Source organism: Occallatibacter sp. (assembly GCF_049802275.1).
In the GTDB taxonomy this organism is placed as follows: Bacteria; Acidobacteriota; Terriglobia; order Terriglobales; family Acidobacteriaceae; genus Telmatobacter.
In genome coordinates, this window is the sequence record NZ_JBARMD010000294.1 from 1 (window position 1) to 11,228 (window position 11,228).

Consider the following 11,228-nt stretch of genomic DNA (forward strand, 5'->3'; position numbering starts at 1 on the left):
GTAAGGTGTTCTATTCCTCGTCAGCCTGCATTTATCCCGCCTATAACCAAATGGACGACAAGAATCCCAAGTGTGGAGAGTCAACGGCGTATCCGGCGGCCCCGGATAGCGAGTACGGGTGGGAAAAACTGTTTAGTGAGCGTCTCTATGCCGCGTTTTCGCGCAATCATGGTTTAGATGTCCGCGTAGCGCGATTCCACAACATCTTCGGTCCAGAGGGGACCTGGGAGGGGGGACGAGAAAAAGCACCCGCGGCTCTTTGCCGAAAAGTTGCCGCTGCGCCCGACGGCGGCGAAATTGAGGTTTGGGGCGATGGCGAACAGACGCGTTCATTTCTGTACATCGACGAATGCGTCGAGGCGGTGCGTCGTCTGATGATCTCGGATTTCCCCGGACCGGTAAACATCGGCTCGGAGGAGATGGTCACCATCAATCAAATGGCGAAGATGATCATGGAGATTGCAGGAAAAAAGCTCTCAATCAAGCAAATTCCAGGGCCGCTCGGAGTTCGCGGACGTAACTCCGATAACAAACTCATTCGAGAGAAGCTCGGCTGGGAGCCAACGACCTGTTTACGGGACGGACTAAAGAAGACATATCCATGGATTGAAGCCCAGGTTAATGTTTCAGTATTATCGTGACGCTCTATCATCCAATTCACGAAAACCCTCGATTGCGACCGCAAGTTGGCGAATGATTCACTGAAATGTGCTCCACATCACGTGATTGGTAACTTACCCAAGTGACTAGAGGTTACTCTATCTAAATCTTTTGTGGCATTCCCTTGCGCCTGCGGAGGACTATTCTTTGTACAGTAACTCTAAAATAGTCGCAACTCGTTCTCATACAGTTGCAGGCACGCAGTACCTGTCACGTACAGTTCATCCCCCCATGTGCGCACTTCAGGGTCGCCGGCGCTGAGGGTGCGAATTGCGTGTAAGTGAGCGCAATGAGCCCTGGGATACGCACGGCTTCAATTCTTGTGGCCTCTGGTCGAGCCATGTCCACGGAGCTGATCTCGCAGGCGCTCCAACTGCAAGATGACTTTCGCGTCGTGGCCAGGGCGACCTCCGGAAAAGATGCTCTTGAAGCTATTCGAACCAAGGGCGTCAATTTCGTCCTCGTGACGACAGCACTGTCTGACGGCCCCGTCGGCGGGCTTCTTTTACTCCAAAAAATCCAGGAAGCCTTTCCCTGCGTCAAGTCCGTACTCCTCTTCGAGCATTCGGAGGAGCATCTGATCGAGGCCGCATTCCGCGCCGGCGCCAAGGGTGTGCTTTCTCTCTCGGATGCTGGAGTCGACATGCTTCGCAAATGCGTGGAGAAGGTTCACGCCGGCGAGGTGTGGGCCAATAGCGCGCAGCTCGTCGAGGTACTTCATGCCCTCTCCCAGCACGCGCCGCTCCGCGTGCTCAACGCCGATGGGGCTCGCTTGCTCACCAAACGTGAGGAAGACGTTGTCGGTCTCGTAGAAGAGGGCCTCACCAACCGGCAGATCGCTAGCGAACTCCGCCTTAGCGAACACACAATTAGAAACAATCTGTTTCGGATCTTCGACAAGCTCGGAGTGTCGACACGGGTGGAACTCGCCCTGTATGCAGTCAATCGTTCCAGACCGGCAGTCCCGCCGCCCGACTTAACGAGCCGGGAAGAGGAAGCCGAAGGTCTCGTGGAGAATAGTTGAAGGTCGCTCGATCCAGATAGGGATCCGACCACCTCACCCCTAATAGTCTCCGCATACTCGGCAAATAGCATGTAGGGCTGCTACGAGTGGGCCGACATGCATCCCCGAGGTGGCGAGCCTTTCGAGTGCTCATTAATGAGTAACATCCCACTTATAAAGCTCAATTCCTCTCGACTGGACCTCCGGCTTCGACATGAGCAGATTTATCAACATTCTCATGAAATCTCGGCCCGATTAGGTTTATGATCGCTTCACACTCTCGGCACGACATTGCTTGCAGGAGCCCGCGGTACAGCGCTAGGGCGGTAAGTTGACGTTTGTATTTGTGGGTTCGATTTCTAGCCAGGCTATGATCGGTGCCCGGACACGCGCAGGGGCGATGGCTGAAAACGAACTGAGCATCTCTATTCTCGTTGTGAGCGGCTCGTCCATGGCCGGCGACTTGTATTCGGAGTCGCTCAACCGCCGAGCGGGCTTTCGCGTGGTTGCTCATGCAGCTTCGGTCGATGAGGCGATCCTGGTAGTTCGATCAATCAACGTCGACATTGTCCTGGTCAGTACGACACTTGCGGACGGCCCTCATAGCGCTCTCGCTGCTTTGCCAAGGATTCAGGCGGCTCGGCCCAGCCTCAAGGCCGTCGTTCTGCTTCAGCGTACAGAAGCCGATCTCATCGTCTCTGCCTTTCGCGCCGGTGCCAGGGGAGTATTCTTTCCAGCGATCGACGGATTCAAGAGTCTTTGCCGATGCATTGAGAAGGTAAACGAGGGCCAGGTCTGGGCGAACAACTCCCAACTTCTCCAAGTTCTTGAAGTTTTCTCGCGACAAGCCCCGCTCCGCATGCTGAACCCCGATGGTATTCGACTCCTCACGAAGCGGGAAGAGCAAGTTGTCCAGCTCATTGAAGAGGGTTTCACCAACCGCCAGATCGCCAGCGAACTGCACCTCAGCGAGCATACGGTGAGAAACAATCTGTTTCGGATCTTCGACAAGCTCGGAGTGTCTTCGCGCGTTGAACTCGCCCTCTACCGTGTGAACAGCTCAAACCGCTTCGCTGAGGAAGCTCGGCGGGAGATCCGAAAACCCGTAGTCAGCGCATCGGTGTTCAACCCCACCGAGCATTCGAGGCAAAGACTATACGGCAGCCGCGCCGTCAGGCAGTTGCCCGAGACATTTTAAGGACTCTGCCACGGCGTTCCAATCCAGTCTCGCAAATTGAGTGCAGGTGCGTGATCGCCGTCAACCGTGCACGGAGATACGTTGCGAAGATATTGTATTCTCGACGCCTATACGCACATCACGCTGACCGACGAGCCACCCTTGCCGACAGCCAGAGGGAGTTGTGGTGGCGGGACCATGATCGGGGGTGGAGGATTCGGCGGCAGTGGCGACTCCCGCGGCGGAGGCTCCGCCAGCAGCGGCGACTCGAGCAGATCCAATGGTGGCGGTTTTGGTGGTGGCGGTGTAGTGGGAGATTGGTAGGTACACTATTTTCCGACTTGCGACCTTAAGGCTGTGTTCAAGGGGTGTGTTGAGAGTCCAGATTGCTCAAGTGAACTCCAGTTTGAGAACTGCGATCTCAGGCTGCGCACGCAGGATGTGCAGTGGTGACTCGAATCGGTGAGGGGGCCGTTCCAAAAGGGCTGCAAAGGGATTTGAGCACGTTCATACACGCGGCCATTTACACCCAGACGAAGCGCGGTCGCAAAGCCGAACGCTCACCCGATGGCTGGTGATCGTCTCTGGCCTTGTCGAGTGCGAAGTCCCTCAGGCTTGGAGGTTATTCAGCGTGCCATCGGTCCAGCTTATTGCCGGGGATTCCAGGCTCATGCCGCTTCCGCCTGAACTGGCTTCGGCACCCGCGCCGGCCCATTAGACTGGCGCAGTTCAGTGACGTTCACCCCAAGCGTGTTGGCCACCTTCTCCAACACATACCGGACTTCGGCGTCCCGCTCTTCGGGCACTATCGACCGGTAGCGCTCCTCGAACTGCCTTACAATCCGCTCGGCAAACGCCTCAAGGCTAATTGTGACGAATTTCGATGCTGTCTGTCTGGTTCGCCGCAACCCCTTTCGCTCGTGATGGTCCTTGACGACGGCAGCAACTGCATCCGCCGCCTCCACTCTCGTGGTCGGCTTCGGCATCTCCAGGAGCTTCTCGATGACAGGAGCGTTCTTGGCCGCGGCCGGATCGATCTTCTGCTCCGCCATAACCGCGAGAATGATCTCGGGGAGCTGAGACGCCCGCTCATAGTCCTCAATGATCCGGTACACCGTCCTTTCGTCGCACTGCAGGGCGTCGGCGATGACTTTCAGGGCCGCAGTCCAACCTCGCTCAGCTTTGTGGTGCACCTTGTAGGCCCGGAGAATACGCCCGAAGTTCATGCGATTCATCTTGAATCCGGGCAGGGCTCCCACGACAGAGTTCCTGGCTTGCGCCAACTCTGCGCTGACAATCTTGATGTAAGTTTCCTCAACCTGCTTCAATTTCGCAGAGAGATCTGACAAATTGTCAGATCTCGCTACGGTGCCGGACGAGATTCCTCCATGAGAAATCAATTGCTCCATATCTTTCCCTCCTGTTCCGCCTTCGCGGCTGCCTTTCGCTGAATCTCTTCGTAGAGCACCATGGCAGCCTTCTTGTGTCCTGCCGTGGGGTGTACGTACTTCTGCACTGTTCGCAACGATCCGTGGCCCAAAATCGCCGCCAGAGTGGGCAGATCAACACCACCCTGTGCAGCGGTGGTAGCAAAGGAATGCCGTAAGTCGTAAAGCACCCAGTTGACCGTTACGCCCTCCTTTGCGGCCTTCTTCACTAGCCGATCGTGCGCTGAGTTCAATCGGCCAATGTGTTGGCCCTTTCTCCGCTTTGAGGGGAACAACCAGTCTGACTTGCCGGCCATTCGCTTCCCCAGGATCAGTCGAGTCTCGGAGGTCATATCCAGCGTTCTCCTCGATGCAACTGACTTGCCTTGCCTGACGTGTAGCTCGCCGCGCTCGAGGTCCAGATCGACTTTGGCAAGAGACGCGACTTCTTCCGGTCTCATCCCCTGGTTGAGCATCACGCGCCCGACATCGTAGAGATCGGGGAACTTCGCTGCCCGCTGAAAGTAAATCTTCTCTTCAGCCGGGGTGATGATGTGCATTCGTACGGCATCCGCATCCGATGGAATGTCCACATCCGAGATCGGGTTCTCCCGGGTCCATCGCTGCCGAATCGCATAGCGAAAAAACGTGCTCAGCGCGTGCAGGTCATGGCGGATCGTAATGTCCCTGACCTCGTGCTCGTTAATCCGCCACGTCTTGTACTCTTCCACCTTCGCCTCGTCGATGAGACTGACCGGAGTGTTGGTGAAGAACTCCTTCGCGCTGGCGAGACTGGTTTTGATCCGCTTGTAGCTGTTCGGGTGCTCCCGGTAGTGCGCCTTGGCCCATTCCAGGAAGTCTTCGACCGCGTCATTGAACTCGCGGACCTGCACTTTCCGGGTGGGACGTCGGCCCTCCTCCAGGGCTCGCCGGTAGTCCAGTTCCATCTCCTGCGCTTTTCTCTCGTTTCGTGACGTGGCGGCCAAACCGGTAGTTCCCTCGTACCTTTTCCCGTCGAGACGGAACCGGAAGTGCCACTTGCCGCTTCTTTCCCTCAAAGGCATTGCTTGTCCTCACGATCTGCGATTCTGCCCACAAATCCACAAATTCTTCCGGATACCAGATGTGGCCGCCGGTCTTGATGTAACTCGGCCCGCGCTTTTGCGAACGCCAGTCCGCTAGAGTGGCGACAGAGAGGCCGAAATTCGCCGCCACCTGTTCCGGAGACATCATGTTGTCTCGCGAATATTTCAACACTGAAGGCCTTCCCTAAGCCCTGCATGCGGCTGTACCCGTCGCATAGCGTCGAATTGCTTCGCACCTGTTGATCTTCCGGGGTCCCAGAGTCCCGGTAACGAGATCGCCGACCCGTGCTCGCGAACCTTTGCAAGCCTCCGTTGAATACCGAGTCATTTGTTGTCCTTTCGCCGGCGGCTTGTCCAAGGCTGGACGACCGCCGATTGCAGTTGGTGGTTCTGTGTCGATCTTCCACACATTTCGTCCGCAGCCAAAAGCAGGGAATTCTGTGCGATTTCCTTACTGCGCGACTTCTCACATCTACCGATGCCTCCGTGCGCAACAATCGGCCCAGACCGCCATGCCGACGCAGCGTTCCTGATCACCCAAAGATCACATGATGTTGATCCGCACACGAAGGCTCGAAACATGATCAGCGAAGGATATTTCTGGAAATCCTTAGCGGCGGGCGGATAAAGCGCAATGGATAGTGCTGAAATTCAAGTAGTTAAACCCAATTCTTGAGGAATACAATACTTGCAAAGAAGCAGGAATTGTCATGAAAAGGCAAGAGAGATTGGTTAGGGCAATGGCGCCCAGTGGCGGCCTGTTTCTTCTAATAACCCTTCCGGAACTCCGCAGACAAGGGCTTACTCACCTGGCCCTCTACATCTTGGAGAGAACAGTAAATGAGTCTTGGCGACAGGGGGGATTCCTGGTCTCGACGTTGCGAGCTGAAACCGGTCTGAGTGACTACGAGGTTAGCAAGGCTTGCACCTTGCTAAAGAAGAGTGACCTGGTGACAATTTCGAGGGTTACTGGAGACCAAAGAGAACGCACCCTCATGCGTACCGCACGCGGAATCCGTGTTTTGGACACGATTCTCTGCGCAGCTTCCGATCGGCTCTACGAGGGTCTACCGCCATGGGCTCAAGGCAGGCGGGTCAGCGAAACCACGCAGATTCTGCGCCAAGCGAATGACAAACTCTTTGGGCCAATTCAGCTGACTTTCTTCGACAAGACCGCGTCAGCCAAGACCTCGAAGAAGCCCCGAAAGGTTGCGAAATCTCCAACAATGCCAAAGCGCCGGACTGAGAAAGCTGGAAATCAGAAGCAACAGGAAACCCCAAAGCGCGAAAGCCTCATGGAACAAATCTATGGTTGAAAGTGCTTTTACGCTGCGGCCTGTTCGCTCCTGGCCTTCGACTTCAAATGAGTATAGGGGGATCTCAAACTGAGGTTTTGCGATTACATCGACCACGGCTGCCCAAAAGCTCCGAGGTGTCTTGAATCGCCAAGAATGGAGAAGTCCCACGCTAGACTCACTTTAGAATCGTTGGCCCTCACGCCGGGCCCCATTCGTGCCCCTAAAACTGAACGCGGTTTTTGTCCCCTTTTTGTCCCCTTTTGTGCTCAAATCGGGCCAATTTCGGCCGTTTTGGAGCGAACGGGAACGAAAAGCGAAGCGGGGCCTAACTCGCTTGAAAGATTGGATTTACTTAGGAAAGTTTGGAGGCGCGGGCCGGGATCGAACCGGCGCATAAAGGTTTTGCAGACCTCTCCCTTACCACTTGGGTACCGCGCCTTTGGCAGGGCTGTCTTTATTTTCAGCGCTCCATATCGCCGTAGCCAACCCGGCAGGCGCCGGAGGGCGATTTGGAGCGGGAGACGAGATTTGAACTCGCGACCCTCGCCTTGGCAAGGCGATGCTCTACCACTGAGCTACTCCCGCTTACTGCAAAGTTGAGTATACCGGGCGGGAGAAAGCGGGTCAAACCGCTGAAACTGCATCCTTGTGGCCCGCTTCTTGTGTCACGCCTGGCTTTCGTGGTAATCCGATCCATTCTCGACTTTGATGATTTCCCCATCCCGCATATGCAGGATGCGACTCGCGATCGCCGCCGCCTCAGGATTGTGCGTAATCATGAGGGTCGTCTGCCCTAATTCGCGATTCGATCTCAAAAGCATCTTCAACACCGCATCCGAGTTCTTCGTGTCCAGGTTTCCCGTCGGCTCATCAGCCAGCACAATCGACGGCCGCGTAATCAACGCTCGCGCGATCGCGACCCGTTGCTGCTCGCCCCCGCTCAATTCAGAAGGCCGGTGCTCCAACCGTCCGCGGATCGAAAGAAGATCGCTCAAATGCTCTAGGTACTTGCGATCCATCGGCTCCTTGCGGCCGCTCACGGTGTATGCGATTTCGATATTGGCCATTGCCGAAAGAGTCGGAAGCAGGTTGAACTTCTGAAATACAAAACCGATCCGATGCTTCCGAAGGCGGGTCCGGTCTGCATCGCTCAGGCTCGCAAAATCCACTCCATCGATCACGACCTTGCCTTCGCTCGCTCTTGTAAGTCCCCCCAGCAGGTAAAACAGTGTCGATTTCCCTGACCCTGAAGGCCCCACAATCGCCACAAATTCGCCGCGCTTCACTTCAAATGAAACTGCCCGCACGGCCGCGACCATGATCCGCCCCGAGGCGTAAACCTTGCTCAGATTTTCGGCAAGAATGATAGGAATCGAAGCGTCTGCCTGCACAGCATTTATTGTAACTGTCGCATGCGGTTGGACGACCTGGCGCTTCGATCAAGCAAACGCGTTCAGGCGCGCATAGTTCATCAGTTCTACCTGAAATCCCATCCGCGCCCGGAACCCCACGTATCCATCAGGCCGCAGGACAAAGATTTTGCCATCATCACCGAGCAGTCGCCTTCCTTCATCGTAGAAATCTGAGGTAGCGACGGGGACGACCTCGGCGTCGTGCAGGTCGCGCTTCATGGTTTCGATATCGTCTTTATCAAGATTCAATCCAAACACGCGATGTTTCGGCGCCGTCCAATCCTCCAGCAGCCTTGATCTCACGATTCGATTCCGCAATGGCAGGTCCGGCAGGCGATCGCCGGCTCGCATGTGTCCGTCCCCTCCATAATCCGCAACAATCGGAGACGAACGATATTCAATTGCTGTCTCCGATATGAAGCCCAACGCATTCCTTTGCACCGGCGGCAACAACGCAATGATCGGTGCAAGCGTATCGCGTACTTTCTCGATAACCGGATTCGCAACCGTCGCAATCTTCAAGCCACGCTCCGTAAATCGCAGCAGTGCCTTGCCAACTTCTCCTCGCTCCTTCTCATAGCTGTCCAGCAAAACATCGTCTGCCCCGTGCGCAACTGCCGCAAGCTTCCACGCCAGGTTAGCCACATCCTGGATTCCCGTGTTCATTCCCTGGCCGCCAACCGGCGAGTGAATATGCGAAGCATCGCCCGCCAGAAAAACGTTTCCGATCCGGTAGTGCTTCGCCTGCCGATCGGTGACGTGAAACGGTGTCATCCATTCCGCAGAACGAATCTGGATTCGCACCCCAACACGATCGACCATCCCCTGCAAGTCCTCGACCGTCAGTTCTCGATCGTCGATCTTCGGCTGCTCATGCAGAGCCACAATCAATCGAACAATCCTGTCCGTCAGCCTCGCCAGAAAAACTAAATCCCCATGCCTCAGGTGCAGCGACAGCTCATGTTGCGGCACATCCGCTCCTGCAAGCTCCGCATCCGCGAGGAAGAACGATATGCCCACCCTGCCGCCTTCGAACGGCGTTCCAGTCTTCTCGCGAACCGTACTGTGTGCGCCATCGCAACCGATCAGCCAACGCGGGGACACCTCTTCTGTTTGGCCGTTCGCGTGTCGCAGCGTGGCGCGAAGCTCAGGCGCCTGCGTGAGCAAAATCAACTCAACTTCGCGCTCCGTCTTCACTCCCAGCGATTCCATGTAACCGTTCAGCAGCAACTCAGTCGTAGACTGCGGAATAAACAGCGCAAATGGATAAGGGCTCTCCACGTGGTCCAGCTTGAAGTCAACAATGAGCTTACCTTCGCTGTAGAACTTCGCCTCGTGCAGCTTGCGTCCGTGCGAAATTGCCGCGTCCGCAAGCCCATATCTTTGAAACTGTTCCAGCGTGCGAGCCTGCACCACCAGCGCTTGCGAGTGCTGTGCCAAATGGTTGGACTTGTCGACAATGCGCACGTCCATCCCCATGCGCTTCAATTCAATCGCAGCCGTCATGCCGGTCGGCCCGGCGCCAGCAATGAAAACCGTGTTGTTCACCATGCAGTCAGCTCCTACCTCTCTACGATGCACAACTCCTTTGCGTGGCGGCATCGCCTCCGGTTACATCCGGGAATCGCCAGATCCGCGGTTCTGATGCTCTAAACTAGGGATGCAACGATCAAACAGCAGGTCCCATTCATGACACCGAAAGCCAATCTTCTCAGTTCAATTGAAACGGCCGCCAACACGGCAGGACTCAGGCTTGTCTCCGCCTCCGAGGCTGCCGACCTCAACGGTCAGCCCACACAGATCTTCCAACTTGGCCTTCCCAGCCTGGATGACCGCCGCCTGCAACTCGAATTGAGTGAGGCTTTTGAGTTCGACAAGGCCGACCTGCTGCCACAGATGACGGCCCACCTTGCCTCGGAAGCCAAGCGCCTGCGCAATCCGCGGCCCGAGTGCTACGTCACCCTCGGTGGACTGCCACTTGCCTTTGCCAAATTCCAGTGGCCCTTCCATCGCTCCACGTCCGGCTCGGATACTTATATTGTTCACGGTGAAATTAGCCTCGCCGACGGCGGCACCCACAACCTGCACGCCAAGGTCGCCGCATCCGTCACCGTAACCTTTGCCGAGATCGTCCCCGCGATGGAGCAGCCCTACGCCGAGTCCTTCGTCTACAACGCCATCCGCAAAACCGTCGACTTTGGCCAGCTCGAGTTCCTCAAATCTGGCAATCGCCAGCCCGTCCCCGTGACCACGCGTTTCTACAGCCGCTGGCAAAAGAAGTTTCTCTTCACTGAGACCGATGATAACGAGCGCCTACGCTACCTGCTCAGCAAGGTCTACTGGCTTTCCGGAGTTCTGGGCGACAGCAAGCCTGTATGGATATCCGATCCGAGAGACGCCCAATATCTGAACACAACGGAACAGGATCTGTTGCGTATGGCCGGACACGAAGCCGGCGAAGGCATGATGACGCTCGACGGAGAATACGCAGCGGCAGCTCCTCAGCTCATGGCCCGTGCCGCCGAGTATGAAGCAGCCCGCGACGCAGCCCTAAACTTCACCAAGCCGCAGTTCAACGAGTCAATGCGCTCCGGCCACGCAAATATGTAAATTCTGTGGAGGCCGATTCTTCCTCGCCAGGAACAATGCGATGCAGAAAGGTCCGAGCCGGGTCTTCGATCAGGGCAGGACTAAAACAAGGCTGGGATTCGAAAGAGTTTTTCCGGCTGAGAGCTGCCCCTTTTCAGCGCTGTTTCCCATCACGCTGCGAGGGTGTTGATGGCGCCCACGAGCTTGTCGAGGTCGGGGATCGTTGTATACACGTGGGGGGTTACGCGGACGCAGCTTATGTTCTCCCAGACGATGCCTACGGTATGGATCTTGTACTGGTTGAAGAGCGCGCTGTCGAGCTCTCCGGGCGTCATGCCATCGATGCTTACACCGCAGATGGCGCAGGAGTATTTCGCGTTGAGCGAGGTGTGGAGCTTTATTTTTTTCGTCTGCTGCACGCGGGTGGCCCAGTAGTTTTTCAAATACCGGATGCGCTCCTCTTTGCGAGCCGAGCCGATGCCTTCGTGAAAATTGATGGCTTCGCCGATGCCCTGCTCGATGGGGAAGCTGCGCGTGCCGAGGGTTTCGAATTTGCGGATGTCGGCGCTGTGCGGGT

The 11,228-nt window shown here is 56.3% G+C and carries 10 protein-coding genes, 2 tRNA genes and 1 pseudogene; 6 read left to right on the forward strand and 7 right to left on the reverse strand.

Features of this window, described 5'->3' with window-relative positions; genetic code table 11:
• From WA354_RS10345 to WA354_RS10360, 4 genes are all read left to right on the forward strand, one after another.
• Positions 1-641, forward strand: a 641-nt coding sequence (locus tag WA354_RS10345) for an NAD-dependent epimerase/dehydratase family protein (protein ID WP_472812931.1), incomplete at its 5' end; no start/stop codon positions are given.
• 308 nt (positions 642-949) lie between these two features.
• Positions 950-1,684 (forward strand): response regulator transcription factor, encoded by a 735-nt coding sequence (locus tag WA354_RS10350; RefSeq protein WP_472812932.1) that lies wholly within the window; start codon positions 950-952, stop codon positions 1,682-1,684.
• Between the two features lie 379 nt (positions 1,685-2,063).
• Positions 2,064-2,861 carry a response regulator transcription factor gene (locus tag WA354_RS10355; RefSeq protein WP_472812933.1) on the forward strand — a complete coding sequence of 266 codons (798 nt, stop codon included), beginning with the start codon at positions 2,064-2,066 and terminating at the stop codon, positions 2,859-2,861.
• Positions 2,862-2,942: 81 nt separating this feature from the next.
• A complete protein-coding gene (locus WA354_RS10360) occupies positions 2,943-3,164 on the forward strand; it encodes a hypothetical protein (RefSeq protein ID WP_472812934.1) in 222 nt (73 codons plus the stop codon).
• Between the two features lie 344 nt (positions 3,165-3,508).
• Here the strand turns inward: WA354_RS10360 and WA354_RS10365 are convergent, their stop codons facing one another.
• On the reverse strand, positions 3,509-4,066 hold the full coding sequence (locus WA354_RS10365; RefSeq protein WP_472812935.1) for a hypothetical protein: 558 nt from the start codon (positions 4,064-4,066) through the stop codon (positions 3,509-3,511).
• Between the two features lie 170 nt (positions 4,067-4,236).
• A complete protein-coding gene (locus WA354_RS10370; protein ID WP_472812936.1) occupies positions 4,237-5,331 on the reverse strand; it encodes a tyrosine-type recombinase/integrase in 1,095 nt (364 codons plus the stop codon).
• 1,016 nt (positions 5,332-6,347) lie between these two features.
• Here WA354_RS10370 and WA354_RS10375 point away from each other — a divergent pair.
• Entirely contained in the window at positions 6,348-6,668 is a 321-nt protein-coding gene (locus WA354_RS10375) for a hypothetical protein (RefSeq protein ID WP_472812937.1), read from the forward strand.
• A 345-nt stretch (positions 6,669-7,013) separates the two neighbouring features.
• Here the strand turns inward: WA354_RS10375 and WA354_RS10380 are convergent.
• The 4 genes from WA354_RS10380 to WA354_RS10395 form a co-directional block, all read right to left on the reverse strand.
• Positions 7,014-7,088 (reverse strand) — tRNA-Cys (locus WA354_RS10380).
• Between the two features lie 72 nt (positions 7,089-7,160).
• Positions 7,161-7,235 (reverse strand) — tRNA-Gly (locus tag WA354_RS10385).
• Between the two features lie 80 nt (positions 7,236-7,315).
• Positions 7,316-7,969 (reverse strand): ABC transporter ATP-binding protein, encoded by a 654-nt coding sequence (locus tag WA354_RS10390; RefSeq protein WP_472812940.1) that lies wholly within the window; start codon positions 7,967-7,969, stop codon positions 7,316-7,318.
• Between the two features lie 120 nt (positions 7,970-8,089).
• A complete protein-coding gene (locus tag WA354_RS10395) occupies positions 8,090-9,664 on the reverse strand; it encodes an FAD-dependent monooxygenase (RefSeq protein ID WP_472812938.1) in 1,575 nt (524 codons plus the stop codon).
• A gap of 87 nt (positions 9,665-9,751) precedes the next feature.
• Between WA354_RS10395 and WA354_RS10400 the strand changes: the two genes are divergently transcribed.
• Positions 9,752-10,672 carry a hypothetical protein gene (locus WA354_RS10400; protein WP_472812939.1) on the forward strand — a complete coding sequence of 307 codons (921 nt, stop codon included), beginning with the start codon at positions 9,752-9,754 and terminating at the stop codon, positions 10,670-10,672.
• A 149-nt stretch (positions 10,673-10,821) separates the two neighbouring features.
• Here the strand turns inward: WA354_RS10400 and WA354_RS10405 are convergent.
• Positions 10,822-11,228, reverse strand: a pseudogene (locus WA354_RS10405) (aminotransferase class V-fold PLP-dependent enzyme); the annotation flags it as partial.

What these genes read in the sequence shown, in the direction of transcription:
- WA354_RS10350 (WP_472812932.1), top strand. Translation starts at nt 950, where the DNA reads ATGAGCCCTGGGATACGCACGGCTTCAATTCTTGTGGCCTCTGGTCGA.
- WA354_RS10355 (WP_472812933.1), top strand. Translation starts at nt 2,064, where the DNA reads ATGGCTGAAAACGAACTGAGCATCTCTATTCTCGTTGTGAGCGGCTCG.
- WA354_RS10365 (WP_472812935.1), bottom strand. Translation starts at nt 4,066, where the DNA reads ATGAACTTCGGGCGTATTCTCCGGGCCTACAAGGTGCACCACAAAGCT.
- WA354_RS10370 (WP_472812936.1), bottom strand. Translation starts at nt 5,331, where the DNA reads ATGCCTTTGAGGGAAAGAAGCGGCAAGTGGCACTTCCGGTTCCGTCTC.
- WA354_RS10375 (WP_472812937.1), top strand. Translation starts at nt 6,348, where the DNA reads ATGCGTACCGCACGCGGAATCCGTGTTTTGGACACGATTCTCTGCGCA.
- WA354_RS10390 (WP_472812940.1), bottom strand. Translation starts at nt 7,969, where the DNA reads ATGGTCGCGGCCGTGCGGGCAGTTTCATTTGAAGTGAAGCGCGGCGAA.
- WA354_RS10395 (WP_472812938.1), bottom strand. Translation starts at nt 9,664, where the DNA reads ATGCCGCCACGCAAAGGAGTTGTGCATCGTAGAGAGGTAGGAGCTGAC.
- WA354_RS10400 (WP_472812939.1), top strand. Translation starts at nt 9,752, where the DNA reads ATGACACCGAAAGCCAATCTTCTCAGTTCAATTGAAACGGCCGCCAAC.